The following is a 17800-nucleotide window of genomic DNA, read 5'->3' as shown; positions in this document are numbered from 1 at the left end:
ACCGGCAGGTCCTGGATGCGGTCCCGCCGAGGGGCGAGCCTGCTGGGAGCACGGGGGCCGCTCGCCCGACCGGACCCGGTGCGGACCTGACCCATGGACGAGCGGGGAGCCGACATGCACCCACCCCAGGACGAGGACGGCGCGGGGACGGAGGTCTCCCGGCGGGGCTTCCTCGGCGGCGGCCTCGCCGCGGCCGCTGCGCCGCTGCTGGCCGGCGGCGCGCCCGCACCCGCGCAGGCCGCGCCCGGGCCGGCCGCCGTCGGCGGGGCCGACGACCTGGTCGTCCAGGTCCGCGCGAGGGTCAACGGCGAGCGGGTGCGCCTGCAGGTCGACCCGCGGGCGACGCTGCTCGACACCCTGCGCGAGCGGCTGGACCTGACCGGGACGAAGAAGGGCTGCGACCGCGGCCAGTGCGGCGCCTGCACCGTGCACGTCGACGGCAGGCGCGTGCTCTCCTGCCTCACGCTGGCCGCCACCGTCTCGGGCGCCGAGGTCACCACCGTGGAGGGGCTGTCCCGCGGGGACCTGCTGCACCCGGTGCAGCAGGCGTTCCTCGAGCAGGACGGGTTCCAGTGCGGCTTCTGCACGCCGGGGCAGGTCATGTCCGCGGTGGCCCTCCTCGAGGAGGGCCCGGCGCGCTCCGACGACGAGGTCCGCGAGCGGATGTCGGGCAACATCTGCCGCTGCAGCGCCTACCCGGCGATCGTCGCCGCGGTGCGGGCCGCGCAGGAGGCGGTGGGCCGATGAGGCCGTTCGCCTACGCCCGCGCCCGCTCCGTCGCCGAGGCCCTCGAGGAGACCGGCGCGGGGACCGCGTACCTCGCCGGCGGGACGACCCTCGTCGACCTGATGAAGCTCGAGGTGGTGTCGCCCCAGCGGGTCGTGGACATCACGTGGCTCCCGCTGCGTGGCATCACGTCCAGCCGCGCCGGGCTGCACGTCGGGGCACTTGAGCGGTTGAGCGACGTCGCTGCGCACTTCGTGGTGCGCAAGCGCTATCCGGTCATCGCGGAGGCGCTCGAGCTGAGCGCGTCGCCGCAGCTGCGCGCCATGGCCAGCATCGGCGGCAACCTGCTGCAGCGCAGCCGGTGCGGCTACTTCCGCGACGTCTCCACCCCCTGCAACAAGCGCGAGCCGGGGAGCGGCTGCTCCGCGCTGACCGGCTGGAACCGCGGCGCCGCCGTCCTCGGCACCAGCGGGGACTGCGTCTCCACGCATCCCAGCGACCTGGCCGTCGCACTGGTCGCGCTCGGCGCCGCCGTGCACCTGGCCTCCGCGGCCGGCGGGCGCACGGTGCCGCTCGAGCGCTTCTACCGGCTGCCGGGCTCGACGCCGCACGTCGAGAACGCCCTGCGGCCCGGCGAGCTGGTCACGGCCGTGTCCGTCCCGCGCTCGCCGTGGGCGGCGCGCTCGACCTACGTGAAGGTCCGCGACCGCCAGTCGTACGAGTTCGCCCTCGCCTCGGCGGCCGTCGCGCTGGACGTGCAGCGGGGCAGGGTCCGCGGCGCCCGGGTGGCCGCCGGCGGGGTCGGGACCGTCCCCTGGCGGCTCAGGGGCGTCGAGCGGGCCCTCGTCGGCCGGCCGGCGACGGAGGAGACGTACGAGGCCGCGGTCGTGCACGCGGCCGACGGCGCGCGCCCGCTGGAGCACAACGCCTTCAAGCCGGCGCTGCTGCGACGCACGCTGGTGCGGGCGCTCACCGCCCTGGGGGGCGACCGTGCTTGAGCTGGCCGCCGAGCTGCTCGACCGCGTGCGCAGCGGCACCCCGTTCGTCACCGCCACCGTCACCCGCGTGGACGGCAGCGCCCCGCGCTCGCCCGGGTCCTCGCTCGTGGTCGACGCCGACGGCGCCGTCCTCGGCGGAGTCTCCGGCGGGTGCGTCGACGGGGACGTGGTCGAGCGCTGCCGGCAGGTGCTGCTCGGCGACCGGCGGCCGCAGACCGCGCGGTTCGGCTACTCCGACGGCGAGGGGCTGGACGTCGGCCTCACCTGCGGGGGGACGATCGAGCTGTTCCTGCGGCACCACGACCCGCGCGGGGAGCCGGACCTCGGCCCGGCGCTCGCCGATGCGGCGTCGGGCGTGCCCGTGGCCGTCGCCACGGTGGTGCAGGGCCCCGACCCGCACCTCGGCCGGTCCGTCGTCGTCCGCCCCGACGGGCACCGCGGGTCGCTCGGCGACGCTCGGCTCGACCTCGCGGCGGCCGCTCGCGCGGCGGCCGCGCTGCACGCGGGCAGCACGGGCACGATCGAGGTCGGAGTGGCCGACGGGCTCTGCCGGGAGCCGTCGACCCTGCTCGTGGAGGTCACGACCCCCGCACCGCGCCTCGTGGTCGTCGGGGCGGTCGACCACGCTGCGCCGCTCGCCGTCCTGGGGTCCTGCCTCGGCTACCGCGTGACCGTCTGCGACGCGCGCCCCGCCTTCGCGACGCCCGAGCGGTTCCCCGCCGCGCACGAGGTCGTCGTCGACCGGCCCCACCGCTACCTGCGCTCGCAGCGGCTGGACAGCCGCACCGCGGTCTGCGTCCTCACGCACGACCCGCGCGCCGACGTGCCGGCCCTCGAGGTCGCGCTGCGGCTGCCCCTGGCGTACGTCGGGGCCATGGGCTCGCGCCGCACGCACGAGGAGCGCCTGCTGCGCCTGAACGCAGCCGGCCTGGGCGACCGCGAGCTCGCCCGCCTGCGGTCCCCCGTCGGGCTCGACCTCGGTGGGCGCACGCCCGTCGAGACAGCGCTCTCCATCGCCGCCGAGCTCGTCGCGGCCCGTCACGGCGGCACCGGCGCGCCCCTGAGCACCGGAGTCCCGCTCCACCGGCCCGACGCCCCGTCTCCCACCGCCACGGACCCGCAGCACCTGAAGGAGCCCGCATGAGCCTCTCCCCCGTCGGACGCGAGGTCGACCGCATCGAGGGACGCCTCAAGGTGACGGGCTCGGCCCGGTACTCCGCCGACCACCGGCCCCCTGGCACGGTGCACGCCCACGTCGTCACGAGCACCGTCGCCCGTGGCACGGTCCGCAGCATCGACACCGCCGCCGCCCTGGCCGCCCCCGGGGTCCTCCGCGTCTACGCGGCACCCGACCCGCGGCTGCGGCTCTACCCGCTGGCCGGCCAGCTGGCCGCGTTCTCGGAGCGCTACGCCCCCCTGCAGGACCCGATCGTCCGGTTCCACGGGCAGATCGTCGCGATGGTCGTGGCGGAGACCGTCGAGCAGGCCCGCGACGCCGCGGCCCTGGTCACCGCCGCCTACGACGCCGAGCCGGCGCGGACCACGCTGGCCGACGGCCCGCGCGTGGAGTCGCCGCCCGCGTCGGACGGCTCGCCGAGCAGCCACACCGCCCTCGCTCCGGGCATCCGCTCCATCGACGAGGCGCTCGCCGCCAGCGAGGTCGTCGTGGAGGCGGAGTCCCGCAACCCGGTCCAGCACCACGCGGCGATGGAGCCGCACAGCGTCCTGGCCGCCTGGGACGGCGACCGCCTCACGGTGCACGCGGGCGCGCAGCTCCCCGCGGAGTGGGCCATGCTGCTCGCGGCGCGCCTCGGGGTCCTGCCCGAGGACGTCCGGCTCGTCTCCCGGTTCGTCGGGGGCGCCTTCGGGGCACGGGTCGTCCTCTGGAGCGAGGCGCCGCTCGCCGCCGCGGCCGCCCGCGAGACGGGCCGGCCCGTGCTGCTCACGCTGACCCGCGAGCAGATGTTCACCCTCACCGGTCACCGCAGCCACGTCGTCCAGCGCGTCCGGCTGGGCGCGACCCGCGACGGCGTGCTCACCGCGGTCAGCCACGAGTGCGACGCCGAGGCCCCGGCCGTCGGCGGCCCGCCCCTGCTCCCCGCGCACGCCGTCACCGACACCCTCTACCGGACGCCGAACCTGCACATCGCGCACCGCGCCGTGGCGCTCGACCTCCCGGCCTGCCGCGCGATGCGCGCTCCCAACGAGTCCCCCGGCGCCTTCGCCCTCGAGACGGCGATGGACGAGCTGGCCGTCGCCACCGGCGTCGACCCCGTCGAGCTGCGGCTGCGCAACGACGCGCCCGTCCACCCCCGCTCGGGGCTGGCGTGGTCGAGCCGGCACCTCGCCGACTGCTTCCGCGTCGGGGTGGAGCGCTTCGGGTGGTCCCGCCGGCGCGACGCCCCGGGCACCCGGGTCGACGGCGACTGGCTGGTCGGGACCGGGACGGCGGCGGCCACGTACCCGGCGAGCCGCGGCGCGGCGAGCGTCCGGCTCCGGCTCCTCGACGACGGCACCGCGACCGTGTCGACGGCGACGGCCGACCCGGGGACCGGGGCGTGGACGATGGTGGCGATCACCGGCGCCGACGCGCTCGGGATCGCGCTGGAGCGGGTGACCCCGGAGATTGGCGACACGGCCTTGCCCCCCGGCGCCCCCTCGATCGCCTCCTCGGCGACGACGACCACGGTGGCGCTGGTCGTCGCGGCCGCGCGAGACGCCGTCGCCGCCCTCAAGCGCCTGGCGGTCACCGACCCGCACTCGCCCTGGCACGGCGCGGACCCCGCGGAGCTGCGCTACGAGCGGGGCCGCCTGGTGGGGCGGGGGCGCTCGGCGGGCTTCGGGGGCCTGCTCACCCGGCTCGGGGTCCGCGGCGTCGACGCCACGGCCTCGGGCCAGCGCGGCGTCCCGCCGGGGCACGCCTTCGCCAGCTTCGGCGCCCACTTCTGCGAGGTCCGCGTCAACCGCTTCACGTACGAGGTCCGGGTCAGCCGCTTCACCTCGGTCCTGGACGTCGGCCGGGTCCTCAACGCGCAGGCGGCGAGGAGCCAGCTCGTCGGGGGCGTGGTCTTCGGCATCGGCCACGCCCTGCTCGAGGACGACCCGGTGGAGCCGGCCACCGGCCGGCTGGCGTGCGCCAACCTCGCCGACTACCTGGTGCCCGTGAACGCCGACGTGCCCCCGGTCGACGTGCACTGGCTCGACCGTCCCGACCCCGTGATCACCGGTCCCCTGGGCGCGGAGGGCGAGGTCGGCACGCGCAGCCTGGGGGCGCGGGGGGTCGCCGAGATCGGGAACGTGGGCTCGGCCGCCGCGGTCGCCAACGCGGTCTTCGACGCGACCGGCGTGCGGGTGCGCGACCTGCCCATCACGCTCGACAAGCTGCTCGAGGCCCGCCGCGGCGCCTAGCCCGGCACCTGGCCCGGCACCTGGCCCGGCAGCTCGCCGGGGCGGTCGACGAGGGCGAGCACCTCGGCCATCGCCTCGGCCTGGAGGCGCACCAGGTCCCGCTCCTCGCCGGGGGCCGTCCACAGGGCGAAGGCCGCGGCGAAGACCGACACCGCGAGCTCCCCGCCGAGCCGGGCCCGCAGGGGGGGCACCCCGCGGGCGACGAGGGCGTCGCCGACGGCAGCCGCGAGCCCGGCCAGCTTGAGCAGCTCGCGCTCGCGCAGCGGCGGGTGCGCGTCGACGACGCGCTGCCGTGCCCGGGCGTGGTCACGGCTGCGCCCGGCCTCGAACGCCGCGCACGCGGCGGCCAGCGCGCCCCGCACCAGGTCGAGCGCCGGCGCACCGGCCGGCCCCTCGGTCACCGCGCGCAGGAACGGCTCCCGGAACTCGTCCTCTCCGGCGAAGAGCACCTCGCGCTTGTCGGCGTAGTGGCGGAAGAACGTGCGCTCGGTGACGCCGGCCCGCTCGGCGATGCCGGCGACCGTCGTGGCGTCGAAGCCCTGCTCGGTGAACAGCTCGAGCGCCGCCCGCTGCAGGCGCTGCGGCGCTCCCGGCTCCCAGCGTCCCATCCCGTGAGGCTAGCCGGTGACAGTTCCTGACATCACCTGCTACGGTGGTGATGACAGTTCCTGCCATCGCGAGGGGTCCTCATGCGCGTCTTCATCACGGGAGCGTCCGGCTTCATCGGCTCGGCCGTCGTCCCGGAGCTGCTCTCCGCCGGCCACGAGGTCCTCGGCCTCGCCCGCTCCGACGCCTCCGCCGCCGCCGTCGCCGCGCAGGGCGCCGACGTCCTGCGCGGCGACCTCGACGACCTCGAGTCGCTGCGGCGGGGCGCCGCCGCGGCCGACGGCGTGGTCCACCTGGCGAACAAGCACGACTGGACCGACCCGGCCGCGTCGAACCGCGCGGAGCGCGCCGCCGTCGGCACCCTGGCCGGGGCGCTCACGGGCACCGGCCGCCCCCTGGTGATCGCCGCCGGCCTCGCCGTGCCCGGCCTCGGGCGTCCCACCACCGAGCGCGACCGGACCGGGGCCCGGGGCGTCGACGCACCCCGGGGCGGCGCCGAGGAGCTGGCCCTGGACCACGCGGACCGCGGTGTGCGCGTCGTCAGCGCCCGCTTCGCGCCGACCGTGCACGGCGAGGGCGACCACGGCTTCGTCGCGCTCCTGGCCGAGCACGCCCGGCGCGCCGGAGCCGTCCCCTACCCGGGCGACGGGAGCGGCCGCTGGTCGGCGGTGCACCGGTCGGACACCGCTGTCCTGGTCCGCCTCGCGCTGGAGCGCGCACCCGCGGGCACCGTCGTCCACGCGGCGGCCGAGGAGGGCGTGCCGGTGCGCCGCATCGCGGCCGCGCTCGCCGACCGCCTGCGGCTGTCGGCCCGGTCCGTCACCGCGGAGCAGCTCGCGCACGACCTGCCCTTCGTCGGGGCGTTCCTCGCCGCCGACGTCCCCGCCTCGAGCGCCCTCACCCGCGAGCTGCTGGGCTGGGAGCCCACGGGTCCTACGCTGCTCGAGGACATCGCGGCCGGTCACTACGACCGCTGACGGCCCCCGCCGGGAACGCCACCCCGGTCAGCACCTCCGACGCCCGCCAGAGCCGCTCGGCGTCCCCGGTGCTGCGCAGCGGGCGCCAGGGGCGCTGCTGGGCCGGCGGGCCGCCGAGGTGCCCCGGGCCGCTCGGGCCGTACAGGCGACCGCCCGCGGCGGGTGCCGTGGCGGCGAGGAGCGCGGGGAGCGCGGCGGTCTCGACCGTGCCGACGAGGCCGCACCCCGCGAGGGCCTCGACGGCGCGCGAGCGGCCGGCCCCCCGCCCCGGCGCGCCCGTCGGCGCCAGCCCCGGGTGGCACAGGTTGCTCGTGACGCCCCAGCCGAGCGCGCGGCTCCGCCGCTGGAGCTCCAAGCCGAAGAGCGCGAGCGCGAGCTTGGAGCGGCGGTGCGCGGCCCGGCCCTCGTAGCCCCCGTCCCAGCCCAGGTCGTCCCAGTCGAGGGAGCCGCGGGCGGCCGCCAGGCCCACCTGCGAGGTGACCCGGGCGCGCCCCGCCCGCAGCAGGGGCAGCAGGTGGGCGACGAGCGCGAAGTGCCCGAGGTGGTTGGTCCCGAGCTGCAGCTCGAGGCCCGCGGCGGTCGTACGGCGCTCCGGCGGGGGCAGCACGCCGGCGTTGTTGACGAGCAGGTGCACCGGCCGGCCCTCGGCGCACAGGGTGCGCCCCAGGGCAGCGACCGAGTGCAGCGCGGCGAGGTCGAGCTCGCGCAGCGAGACGTCGGCACCGGGCACCCGGCGCCGGACCGCGGCGACGGCGGCGCGGCCCCTGCCCGGGTCGCGCACGGGCAGGAGCACCTCGGCCCCGGCTGCCGCGAGCCGCGCGGCGAGGACGAGGCCGAGCCCGCGGGTGGCGCCCGTGACGACGGCGCGACGGCCGGTGAGGTCGGGGACGGCGACGTCGGGCGGGACGGGCACGGCGGTGCTCCTCGGGTCGGACGGGCAGGGCGGGTGCGCGGCGGCGGGGCGGGTGCGCGTCGGCGGGGCGGCCCGCCCCTGCGGGCCGCCCCGCGCGTGCTCAGCCGAGGGCGCCGGCGCGCTCGCCCTCGTGGTCCCGGCCGGGCTGCTGGTCGGCGGCCTCGGCCTCGATGCGCGGCAGGAGCCGGTCGATCCACGCGGGCAGCCACCAGGACGCCCGCCCCAGCAGGGCCATCGACGCGGGGACGAGGACCATGCGCACGACGGTCGCGTCGAGGGCGACGGCGACGGCCATGCCGAGCCCGAGCTGGCGCACCACGACGTCGGCCTCGGTGGCGAAGCCGAGGAAGACGACCACCATGACGGCCGCGGCGGTCGAGATGACCCGGCCGGTGGCCGCGAGGCCCTGCACGACGGCCGAGCGCGCCTCGCCGGTGCGGAGCCAGTGCTCACGGATCCGCGAGAGCAGGAACACCTCGTAGTCCATGGACAGGCCGAAGAGGATGGCGAAGAGCAGGATCGGCAGGAAGCTCGAGACGGGCATCGGGTGGTCGACCCCGAGCAGCCCGGCACCCCAGCCCCACTGGAACACCGCGGTGACGACGCCGTACGCGGCGCCGATCGAGAGCAGGTTGAGCACCGCCGCCTTGAGCGGCACGACGAGCGAGCGGAACATCGCCGCCAGCAGGAGCATCGACACCGCGACGACGACGCCGACGACGAGCCACAGCCGCTCCGACAGGAGCACCGCGATGTCGGACTGCATCGCCGTGCTGCCGGTGACCTGGGCGCCGTCGAGCTCCGCGCGCAGGCGCTCGACCAGCGCGTGGGTGCGCTCGTCGGCGGGGCCGGAGGCCGGCTGCGCCTCGAGCACCGCGACCTGCCCGTCCGGCGACACGACCGGCTCGCCGACGGCGACGACCTCGTCCTCGGCCAGCAGCCGCTCCCGGGCCGCGGCCACGCCCGCGTCGCCGACGGCGGCGCGGTCGACGACCACCGTGAGCGGGCCGTTCGCGCCCGCGCCGTACTCGGCCGCGACGATGTCGTACGCCTGCCGCGTGGTGCTGTCCGCCGGGTTGTTCGACACGTCCCGCGGGAACGTGCGCATGTCGAGGGCGGGCGCGGCGAGCGCGAGCACGAGGGCCGACGCGGCGACGGCCCACGGCACCGGCCTGCGGGCGACGGCGGCCGCCCACCGCGCGGACCAGGGCGCGGGCCGGCGCGTGCGCTGGGCCGGGACGGCCGGGCGCAGGGCGCCGTCGCGGCGCTCGCGGCGCTCGCGGCGCGGCAGCAGGCGCCGCCCGAGGATCCCGCACAGGGCGGGGACGAGGGTGAGGGCGGCGGCGGCGACGGCCACCACGGCGATGCCCGTGGCGAAGCCGAACGAGGAGTACATCGGCAGTCCGGCCAGCGGCAGGCCCATGAGGGAGACGAGCACGATGGCGGCGGCGAAGACCACCGACCGCCCGGCCGTCGCGGCGGCGCGGCCGGCGGCCTCGGTGACGGGGAGCCCGGCGCGCAGGTGCTCCAGGTGCCGGGTGACGAGCAGCAGCGCGTAGTCGATGCCGACGCCGAGGCCCACCATGACCGCGACGGTCGGGGCGGTGGTGCTGACCTCGGTCACGGCGGCCAGGAGCGTGACCCCGGCGGCGGACACGGCGAGCCCGGTGAGGGCGACGAGCAGGGGCAGGCCGGCGGCGACGACCGTGCCCAGCACGACGACCATGAGCAGCAGGGCGACGGCCGCGCCGACGAGCTCGCCCGTGCCCCGCACCTCCCCGGTGGAGACGTTCGGCAGCTCGCCGCCGAGCTCGACCTGCAGCCCCGGCGCGGCGCCCTGCACCGCGGCCTCGAGGGCCTCGGCGCCGCGGCCCCCCGCGAGGTCCGGGTCGGTGACGGGGGCGTCCAGGCTGACGGCGAGCAGCGCGGTGTCGCGGTCGCCGGACCAGCGCGGCGCCCCCACGGAGGTGACGTGCTCGACCTGCGCGAGACGGGACGCGACGTCGGCGACGGACGCCCCGTCGAGCGGGGTCCCCGCCGGGTCGTGGACGACGACCTGGGCGGAGCTGCCGGCCGCGCCGGAGCCCGGGAAGTGCTCGCGCAGCGACTGGATGCCGGCGAGGGCGGGTGCGCCCTCGACGTCGAAGTCGTCCCGCGTCGTGCCGCCGAGGGCACCGCCGGCGAGGGTGGCCAGCACGGCGGCCAGCACCCACGCGCCGACGGTGCGCCAGGGGTGCGCCGCCGAGGAGCGGCCGAGGTGGTGCAGGAAGCGGGTCATCGGGGGTCTCCGGGATCTGCGCCGGCGGCGCCTGGGGGGCTGAGGGCGAGGGACTGGGCGCCGATCACCGTGAGCATCCGGAGCTTCTCGTAGCTCTCGGAGCCGGGGACGGCGGTGTAGACGAGCAGGCGGTGGGCCTGGTGCGGGTCGACGAGCGTCTGGCACTCGAGGTCGAGCCGACCCACCTCGGGGTGCAGGTAGCGCTTCACCTCGTCGCGGTGGACGCCGACCTCGTGCGCGGCCCAGAGGGTGCGGAACTCCTCGCTCCGCTCGAGCAGCAGCTCCGCCAGGTGCGCCGCCCTCGACCCGGGGCCCCGGACCGCGAGCAGCTGGCGCAGCCCGGCGGCGTACATGCGGCTCATGAGGGCGCGGTCCTCGGGGACGTAGAGCTCGCGCGCCGCGGGGTCCGCGAACCACCGGTAGCCCCTGCTGCGCGCCGGGCCGGTGTAGCGGGTGGCGTCACCCACGAGCGCGACCCCGGGCGGCGTCTGGCGCAGCGTCTCGCCGAGCTCGGTGACGATCTCGGCGGGCGTGTCCGCGAGGCGGTCGAAGATCCGCAGCAGGCCGGGGCTGATGTGCTCGCTGCTCGCCCCGCGGGGCGGCGGCTGGTGCCCGGCCAGGCGGTGCAGGTGGTCGCGCTCGTCGAGGGTCAGGTGCAGGCCCTGCGCGATCGACGCGACCATCTGCTCCGACGGCTGGGGACCCCGCTCGCGCTCCAGGCGCGAGTAGTAGTCGGTCGACATGTGGCAGAGCGCGGCGACCTCCTCGCGCCGCAGCCCCGCCGTGCGGCGGCGCGGGCCGCGCGGCAGCCCGACGTCCTCGGGCTGCAGCGCCTCGCGGCGCCGCCGGAGGAACTCCGCCAAGCCGGCTCGATCGATCACCACGTGCTCCTCGGGGTGCGGGTCGGACCGTCCCTGCCGGGGCGGCACCGCCGTTCCTACCGGAGCGCGAGGGGCGCAGCCACGGCCCGACGATCCCCCCCTCGCCCCGCGCCGCGGGGCTCCGGAAGGGGGGATCGGCAGGCCCTGCCTCCGGTCCGCGGGTCGGGCGAGAGTGGCCGCACGGCGCCGCACGGCGCACCCACCCAGCACAGGAGCCCGACCATGGCCCGTACGACGACCGGCACCGCCCTCCCCGACCTGTCGGGACGCCGGGCGGTGCTCACCGGGGGCAGCGACGGCATCGGCCTGGTCATCGCCCGCCGCCTCGCCGCGGCCGGCGCCGACCTCGTCCTGCCGGTCCGCAGCTCCGCCAAGGGCGACGCGGCCGCCGCGCACCTGCGGACGCAGGTGCCCGGGGCGCGGGTCACCCTGCACGCCCTGGACCTGGCCTCGCTCGCGTCGGTGCGCGCGTTCGCCGACGCCCTGCTCGGGGAGGGCCGCCCCGTCGACCTCCTCGTCAACAACGCCGGCGTCATGACGCCGCCCGAGCGGCGCACGACCGCCGACGGGTACGAGCTGCAGCTCGGGACCAACCACGTCGGCCACGTCGCGCTCACGGGGCGCCTGATGCCGCTGCTGCGGGCCGCCCGTGCACGCGTGGTGTGGCAGGTGAGCGTCGCCGCGGACCGCGGGGCGATGCACTGGGACGACCTGCAGTGGGAGCGTTCCTACGAGCCGTTCGCCGCGTACGCGCAGTCGAAGGTCGCCGTAGGGCTCTTCGGCCTCGAGCTGGACCGGCGCAGCGCCGCGGGCGGCTGGGGGGTCGCGAGCGCCCTCTCGCACCCGGGGATCGCCCCGACCAACCTGCTCGCGGCGCAGCCCGGCATCGGCCGCCCGGAGGAGACGCGCGACGTCCGGCTGATCCGGCGGCTGTCGGCGCTCGGCATCGCCGGGACCCCCGAGACGGCCGCGCTGCCCGCCCTGCTCGCCGCCACGGCGCCGGATGCCGGAGGGCGCCTCTACGGCCCCCGCCGCTTCCGGCACATCAGCGGGCCGCCGGCGGAGCAGGAGCCGTACCGGCCGCTGCGCAGCCCCGACGAGGCCCAGCGCGTCTGGACGCTCTCGGAGCGGCTCGCGGGGGTGGCGTTCCCGGACGGCGGCGAGGCGCCCGGGGCCGGCCCCGGGCCGGACCGCGAGCACCCGCTGCCGGCCTGAGCCGCCCCTCGCTCAGCCGTCGACGATGTCCGTGGTGCGCGCCAGCGCCGCGCCGGCCTCCACGTCCGCGGCAAGCGCTTCCAGGCGGGCGCCCACCAGGGCCAGCGAGTCCGACCCGAGGAGCTGGTGCAGCGGCGCGTCGCCCGCGTCGACGACGGCCACGACAGCCTCCGCGGCGCGGGCGGGGTCACCCAGCTGCGTGCCCGGCATGCCCTGGTGGGCGGCCGTCATCTCGCGCACGGCCTCGTAGCCGGGCAGGGTGCGCTGCGGCAGGGCCAGCGAGGCAGGGGTCAGGAAGTCCGTGCGCAGGTAGCCCGGCTCGACGAGCGTCACGCGCACCCCGAGGTGCGCGACCTCCGCGGCCAGCGACCCGGTGAGGCCCTCGAGGGCGTACTTGCCGGCGCAGTAGAGGCCCCAGCCGGGGAACGAGGTCAGGCCGAGGACCGACGAGACGTTGACGACGTGCCCGCGGCCGGCCTCGCGCAGGACCGGCAGGGCGGCGCGCAGGACGTTCCAGACGCCGAAGACCTGCACGTCGAACATGGCGCGCGCCTCCCGGTCGCTGACCTCCTCGACCGCGGCGAGGTGGCCGTACCCGGCGTTGTTGACCACGACGTCGAGGCCGCCGAAGCGCTCGACGGCGGCGGCGACGGCCGTACGCACCGCGGCCTCGTCAGCGAGGTCGACCTCCAGCGGCAGCAGCCGCTCCGTGCCGACCCCGTCGAGCCCGGCGAGCAGGCGCCCGGTCGAGCGGGTCGTCGCCGCGACGGCCTCGCCGCGCTCGAGGAGCTGCCGTACGAGCTGCAGCCCCAGTCCGCGCGACGTGCCGGTGACGAACCAGGTGCGGGTGGTGGTGGTCATGGTGGCTCCTCGCCTCGGTGGGGGCGCCGCCGCGGTCCGGCGGCGCCCCTCCAGCGTGGGAGCGCGCGGGGCCGCCGAGGGGTCCACGACGGGCCCGGTCGTGACTGGGACCGCGCTGCCCGGGACCGCGCCGCCCAGGACCGCCGGACCCACCCTGGACCGTGCCGGCGGGGGCTCCGGCGTGTGAGCATGGGCGGGTGGACGGCACCCGACGAGAGCTCGCGGACTTCCTGCGCCGGGCGCGCGCCGGCGTCGACCCTGCGCGGGCCGGGCTGCCGGCGGACGGGCGGGTGCGCCGCGTCCCCGGGCTGCGCCGCGAGGAGGTCGCGCTGCTCGCCGGCGTCTCGACGGACTACTACACGCGGCTCGAGCAGGGCCGGCCGGTCCGGCCGTCGACCGGCGTCGTCGACGCGGTGGCCCGCGCCCTCGACCTCGACGCGGCAGGGCGCGCGCACCTCGCGGACCTCCTCGGCGAGGGGACCACGACGAGGCCCACGCGGGCCCCGGAGGTCCAGCGCGTGCGACCGGGCCTGCACCAGCTGCTCGACGCGCTGGAGGGGCAGCCGGCGATGGTCCTGGGGCGCCGCACCGACGTGCTCGCCGCCAACCGGGTCGCGCGGGCCCTGCTCGTCGACTGGGACCGCATGCCGGCGCGCCAGCGCAACTACGCGCGCTGGGTCCTGCTGTCCGACGAGGCCCGCGCCCTGTTCGCCGACTGGGACGTGCAGGCGCGCGCCGTCGTCGAGACCCTGCGCCTCGACACCGGCCGCGACCCGGGGGACCGCGCGGCGCGGGACCTCGTCGCCGAGCTCGCCGCGGGCAGCCCGGAGTTCCGCACCTGGTGGCAGGAGCACCGCGTCTACCAGCGCACGTCCGGCAGCAAGCGCTTCCGCCACCCGGTCGTCGGCGACCTCGTCCTGGGCTACGAGACCCTGACGCTGCCCGGGGACCCCGACCAGACCCTCTTCGTCTACACCGCCGAGCCCGGCAGCGCGTCCGTGCAGGGGCTGCGCACGCTCGCCAGCTGGGGACTGCCGGCCGCCGACCGCACGGTCCTCCCCTGATGGCGGCGGTCGGCCTGCCCTCCCGGCTGCTGCGCTCCAGCGACGGCCTGGGCTGGACGGCGGTCGCGGCGCGCGTCTACGAGGACCCGGCGGCGAGCGAGGCGTTCACCGTACGGTCCGAGGACCTGCTCCTGGTCCTCGTCACGGCCGGGCGCTACCGCATCGAGAGCCGGCACGACGGCACCTGGCGCCAGGCGGACTACCGCCCGGGGTCGATGGGCGTCAGCGCACCGGGCCGGGACAGCACGCTGCGCTGGCGCTCGGACGGGCGGTCCCCGCTGAGGTCGCTGCACCTGCACCTCGACCCCTCGCTCGTCCCGGACAGCAACCGCTTCCCCGACGCGCTGTCGGTCGACGACCCGTTCGCCGCCGCGGGGGCGCGTGCCCTCGAGCAGGCGCTCGACGAGCGGGGGCCGGCGCTCTACGCGGACTCCCTGGCGCAGGCCCTGGTGGCGCACCTGGCGCACCGCAGCGCACCGAGCCGCCCGCCGGCCCCGACGCCGCTCGCGGGCCGCGACGTCGAGCGGGTCGTCGCGTACATGCACGACCACCTGGCCGAGGACGTGCCGCTCGCCGACCTGGCGGCGGTGGTCAGCCTGAGCAAGTACCACTTCCTGCGCGGCTTCAGCGCGGCCACGGGTCTCACCCCGCACCGCTACCTGGCCCGGGTGAGGCTGCAGGCCGCGGAGGGCCTCCTGCGCGGGACCCGCCTGACGGTGCAGCAGGTCGCGGGCGCCTGCGGCTACCGCAGCCCGGCGCGGTTCGCCGCGGCCTTCCGGCGGGCCTACGGCTGCAGCCCGACGGCGTACCGGGGCCGCGGCCGCTGACGCCGCAACGCCGGGCGCAGCTGCCGCAACCACGGGCGCCCGGCGCGCCCCCCCGCCCGCCGAGGATCGGCGCACGGGCGGCGCGGGTCCGCTCCGGGAGGGAGGACCGGCATGCCGGCAGGAGTCGACAGGGTGGCCGTCGTCACGGGAGGCTCGGGCGGCATCGGGCGCGCCGTCTGCGAGCGCCTCGCGCAGGACGGGACGGCCGTCGTCGTCGCGTACTCGGGGTCGGCGGACCGGGCGGAGGACCTCGTCGGGCGGCTCACCGCCGCCGGGGCGCGCGCGCTCGCCGCCCGCGCGGACGTCGCCGAGCCCGACCAGGTCGCCGGCGTCCTGGACGCCGCGGAGCGCGCGTTCGGCGGCGTGGACGTCGTCGTGCACACCGCCGGCGTCATGCGGCTAGCACCCCTGGTCGAGCTGGACCTGGAGGAGCTCGACGCGCTGCACCGCACCAACGTCCGCGGCACCTTCGTCGTCAGCCAGCTCGCCGCCCGGCGCGTGCGGCCCGGCGGGGCGATCGTGAACTTCTCCTCGTCCGTCGTGCGGCTGTCGCTGCCGACGTACTCCGCCTACGCGGCGAGCAAGGGGGCGGTCGACGCGATCACGAGGATCCTCGCGCTCGAGCTGCGCGGGCGCGACGTCACGGTGAACGCGGTCGCCCCCGGCCCCACCGCCACGCCGCTCTTCCTCGACGGCAAGCCGGAGGAGGTCATCGAGCGGATGGCCGAGCAGTCCCCGCTCGAGCGCCTGGGCAGGCCCGAGGACGTCGCGGAAGTCGTCTCCTTCCTCGCGGGACCGGCCCGGTGGGTGAACGGCCAGGTCCTCTACGTCAACGGGGGCCTGGCATGAGGCCCGCCGCCGGGACGGGGAGGACCGTCGTCGTCACCGGCGCCTCGAGCGGCTTCGGCGCGATGACCGCGCGCGCCCTGGCCGACGCGGGGCACCTGGTCTACGGCGGCATGCGCGCCACCGCCGGCCGCAACGCCGCGGCGGCGGCCGACTTCGACGCGTACGGGCCCAGCGCCCGCGCCGTCGAGCTGGACGTCGGCGACCAGGGGTCGGTCGACGCCGCCGTGCAGCGCGTCCTCGACGAGGCGGGGCGGATCGACGTCGTCGTGCACAACGCGGGGCACATGGTCCTCGGGCCGGCGGAGGCGTTCACCCCCGAGCAGCTCGCCGCGGTGTACGACAGCAACGTCCTCACCACCCAGCGGCTCAACCGGGCCGTCCTGCCGCACCTGCGCAGGCAGCGGGACGGGCTCCTCGTCTGGGTGGGCTCCAGCAGCGCCCGCGGCGGCACCCCGCCCTACCTCGGGCCGTACTTCGCGGCGAAGGCGGCGGAGGACTCGCTGGCCGTGAGCTACGCCGCCGAGCTCTCGCCCTTCGGCATCGACACCACCATCGTCGTGCCCGGCTCGTTCACGACCGGGACCAACCACTACGCGCACGCCGGGCACCCCGAGGACGAGGGCGTGGCCCGGGAGTACGCCGACGCGCACGACGGCGCCGTCGACGAGCTGCTGCGGCGCCAGGCCGCGCAGTCACCGCCGGACGCCGACCCCGGCGAGGTGGCGCGGCGCATCGTCGAGGTCGTCGGGCTGCCCAAGGGCCGGCGGCCGTTCCGGGTGTACGTCGACCCGGCCCAGGACGGCGCGGAGGAGGTCTTCCGCGTCGGGGACCGGGTACGTCGCGAGTTCTACCGGATCCTGGGCTTCCCGGAGATGCTCGGGCCGCGGTGAGCGCGGCCCGGCGCGCGCCGCGGCGGGCCCGGGCCGCGGCGCAGGCCGGCGTCACGCCAGCAGGGCCAGCCGCTTGACCAGCTTGTCGACCCGGTTGCGCGGCCCCACGACGCTCACCGCGCCGACCCGCAGGTCCTCGGGCGCGGTCCCGGCCAGCTCGGCCAGGTAGTCGTCGTACTCCCGGTGCGCCTGGGCGGCGGCCGGCATGTCCACGACCAGCACTCCCTCGGCCGCCACCGCGCGGGCCCGCACGTCCGCCAGCTGCTCGGCGCTCGCCGCCAGCACGGAGCAGCCGGCCCACGGCAGGCCGGGGTGGACGTCGCCGGCGGCGTCCGGGCCCCCGCGGGCGACGAGCCCGTCCACGGCCGCCCCCGTGGTCGCGGCGATGCACGCCACCGCGTTCGTGGCCCGCCCGGGCGGCAGCGCCGCGTCCACGACCACGACCCACTTGAGCCGCGCGGACCGCGTCGGCTCGTCCGTCACGACCTCCTCGGGCGCGAACCCGACCACCAGCGACTGCTCCACGGCGTCCTCCGCTCGTACGATCTGACGCGCGGACGCTAGGCAGGCGCCCGGCACGGCACAAGCAGACCCGTACGACGTACGGACGAGGAGCGGTCATGGCGCGTCTCGACGCGATTGATACGGCGATCCTGCGCGCCCTGCAGTCGGACGCACGGCGCACCAACCGCGACGTCGCCGCCGCCGTCGGCATCTCCCCCACCACCGCGCTGGACCGCACGCGCAGCCTCCGCCGGCGCGGCGTGATCCGCGGCGCCGTGCTCGACGTGGACCTGGCCGCGATCGGCCGCCCGGTGCAGGCCCTCATCGCCGTGCGGGTACGGCCCCCGTCCCGGCGGACCATCGACGCCTTCCGCGACTGGGTGTCGCACCTGCCCGAGACGCTCGGCGTCTTCGTCGTCTCCGGCTCCGAGGACTTCCTCATCCACGTCGCGGTGCCGGACAACGAGGCGCTGTACGCCTTCGTCATCGACCGCCTCACCCAGCGGCCGGAGGTCGCCGACGTGCGGACCAGCGTCGTGTACGAGCACCTGCGCGGCCCGTGGCTCGAGCCGGTCCCGGGGCCCGAGGGGCGGTAGGGGCCCGCGGAGGCGGTGGGCCCCGTGGGGATCGAACCCACAACCCGCGGATTAAAAGGGCGCAGCCCCCCGTGCCGGACGGTGACGCGTAGGCTCGGCTGTGCGCTTTCCGAGCCTGCTGCACGCTCCACCCGTCCCACCTCGTACCAGCGCTGGCGTCGTCGTCCTCGCGGCTCCGTTAGCAGTCGGTTTGCAGTCGCCCCCGTT

General features: G+C 77.6%; 17 protein-coding genes. 11 read left to right on the top strand and 6 right to left on the bottom strand.

Annotated elements, in window-relative coordinates; translation table 11 throughout:
* The first annotated feature begins 114 nt into the window (after nt 1-114).
* From D5H78_RS10215 to D5H78_RS10200, 4 genes are read left to right on the top strand one after another with little or no spacing between them, the layout of a single operon-like run.
* Entirely contained in the window at nt 115-747 is a 633-nt protein-coding gene (locus tag D5H78_RS10215; protein WP_119950551.1) for a (2Fe-2S)-binding protein, read from the top strand.
* The gene (locus D5H78_RS10210) at nt 744-1724 is read left to right on the top strand and encodes an FAD binding domain-containing protein (RefSeq protein WP_119950382.1); all 981 of its coding nucleotides are present in this window, start codon (nt 744-746) and stop codon (nt 1722-1724) included. Before D5H78_RS10215 ends, D5H78_RS10210 begins: the two co-directional genes overlap by 4 nt.
* The gene (locus D5H78_RS10205) at nt 1717-2868 is read left to right on the top strand and encodes an XdhC family protein (RefSeq protein ID WP_119950381.1); all 1152 of its coding nucleotides are present in this window, start codon (nt 1717-1719) and stop codon (nt 2866-2868) included. Before D5H78_RS10210 ends, D5H78_RS10205 begins: the two co-directional genes overlap by 8 nt.
* Nucleotides 2865-5132 (top strand): xanthine dehydrogenase family protein molybdopterin-binding subunit, encoded by a 2268-nt coding sequence (locus tag D5H78_RS10200; RefSeq protein WP_119950380.1) that lies wholly within the window; start codon nt 2865-2867, stop codon nt 5130-5132. The genes D5H78_RS10205 and D5H78_RS10200 overlap by 4 nt, the downstream gene beginning before the upstream one ends.
* Here the strand turns inward: D5H78_RS10200 and D5H78_RS10195 are convergent.
* Nucleotides 5129-5740, bottom strand: coding sequence for a TetR/AcrR family transcriptional regulator (locus D5H78_RS10195; protein ID WP_119950379.1), 612 nt, complete (start codon nt 5738-5740; stop codon nt 5129-5131). The genes D5H78_RS10200 and D5H78_RS10195 overlap by 4 nt on opposite strands.
* Before the next feature lie 81 nt (nt 5741-5821).
* On the opposite strand from D5H78_RS10195, the gene D5H78_RS10190 reads away from it, so the two are divergent.
* Nucleotides 5822-6715 carry an NAD-dependent epimerase/dehydratase family protein gene (locus tag D5H78_RS10190; RefSeq protein WP_119950378.1) on the top strand — a complete coding sequence of 298 codons (894 nt, stop codon included), beginning with the start codon at nt 5822-5824 and terminating at the stop codon, nt 6713-6715.
* Here the strand turns inward: D5H78_RS10190 and D5H78_RS10185 are convergent.
* The 3 genes from D5H78_RS10185 to D5H78_RS10175 form a co-directional block, all read right to left on the bottom strand.
* A complete protein-coding gene (locus tag D5H78_RS10185; RefSeq protein ID WP_119950377.1) occupies nt 6672-7628 on the bottom strand; it encodes an SDR family oxidoreductase in 957 nt (318 codons plus the stop codon). The genes D5H78_RS10190 and D5H78_RS10185 overlap by 44 nt on opposite strands.
* A 100-nt stretch (nt 7629-7728) precedes the next feature.
* Nucleotides 7729-9906, bottom strand: coding sequence for an MMPL family transporter (locus D5H78_RS10180; RefSeq protein ID WP_119950376.1), 2178 nt, complete (start codon nt 9904-9906; stop codon nt 7729-7731).
* The gene (locus D5H78_RS10175) at nt 9903-10787 is read right to left on the bottom strand and encodes a helix-turn-helix transcriptional regulator (RefSeq protein ID WP_119950550.1); all 885 of its coding nucleotides are present in this window, start codon (nt 10785-10787) and stop codon (nt 9903-9905) included. The genes D5H78_RS10180 and D5H78_RS10175 overlap by 4 nt, the downstream gene beginning before the upstream one ends.
* Nucleotides 10788-11009: 222 nt before the next feature.
* On the opposite strand from D5H78_RS10175, the gene D5H78_RS10170 reads away from it, so the two are divergent.
* Complete coding sequence (locus tag D5H78_RS10170) at nt 11010-12002, top strand: SDR family oxidoreductase (RefSeq protein ID WP_119950375.1); 993 nt, start codon at nt 11010-11012, stop codon at nt 12000-12002.
* Nucleotides 12003-12014: 12 nt separating this feature from the next.
* On the opposite strand, the gene D5H78_RS10165 is transcribed toward D5H78_RS10170, so the two are convergent.
* Nucleotides 12015-12863, bottom strand: a complete 849-nt coding sequence (locus D5H78_RS10165) for an SDR family NAD(P)-dependent oxidoreductase (RefSeq protein ID WP_119950374.1) — start codon at nt 12861-12863, stop codon at nt 12015-12017.
* 197 nt (nt 12864-13060) lie between these two features.
* Between D5H78_RS10165 and D5H78_RS10160 the strand changes: the two genes are divergently transcribed.
* From D5H78_RS10160 to D5H78_RS10145, 4 genes are all read left to right on the top strand, one after another.
* The gene (locus D5H78_RS10160; protein WP_119950373.1) at nt 13061-13927 is read left to right on the top strand and encodes a helix-turn-helix domain-containing protein; all 867 of its coding nucleotides are present in this window, start codon (nt 13061-13063) and stop codon (nt 13925-13927) included.
* The gene (locus tag D5H78_RS10155; protein ID WP_119950372.1) at nt 13927-14754 is read left to right on the top strand and encodes a helix-turn-helix domain-containing protein; all 828 of its coding nucleotides are present in this window, start codon (nt 13927-13929) and stop codon (nt 14752-14754) included. The genes D5H78_RS10160 and D5H78_RS10155 overlap by 1 nt, the downstream gene beginning before the upstream one ends.
* Before the next feature lie 111 nt (nt 14755-14865).
* A complete protein-coding gene (locus tag D5H78_RS10150) occupies nt 14866-15603 on the top strand; it encodes an SDR family oxidoreductase (RefSeq protein WP_119950371.1) in 738 nt (245 codons plus the stop codon).
* Complete coding sequence (locus D5H78_RS10145) at nt 15600-16493, top strand: SDR family oxidoreductase (protein ID WP_119950370.1); 894 nt, start codon at nt 15600-15602, stop codon at nt 16491-16493. The genes D5H78_RS10150 and D5H78_RS10145 overlap by 4 nt, the downstream gene beginning before the upstream one ends.
* A 51-nt stretch (nt 16494-16544) precedes the next feature.
* Here D5H78_RS10145 and D5H78_RS10140 read toward each other — a convergent pair whose 3' ends face one another.
* Nucleotides 16545-17018, bottom strand: coding sequence for a DUF2000 domain-containing protein (locus tag D5H78_RS10140; protein WP_177891213.1), 474 nt, complete (start codon nt 17016-17018; stop codon nt 16545-16547).
* Nucleotides 17019-17113: 95 nt separating this feature from the next.
* On the opposite strand from D5H78_RS10140, the gene D5H78_RS10135 reads away from it, so the two are divergent.
* Nucleotides 17114-17593 carry an Lrp/AsnC family transcriptional regulator gene (locus D5H78_RS10135; protein WP_119950369.1) on the top strand — a complete coding sequence of 160 codons (480 nt, stop codon included), beginning with the start codon at nt 17114-17116 and terminating at the stop codon, nt 17591-17593.
* Nucleotides 17594-17800: the final 207 nt, after the last annotated feature.

It is taken from the genome of Vallicoccus soli (genome assembly GCF_003594885.1).
Taxonomy (GTDB): Bacteria; Actinomycetota; Actinomycetes; order Motilibacterales; family Motilibacteraceae; genus Vallicoccus; species Vallicoccus soli.
The sequence above is the reverse complement of the archived record's forward strand: the minus strand, read 5'-3'. Positions and strand labels throughout refer to the sequence as shown.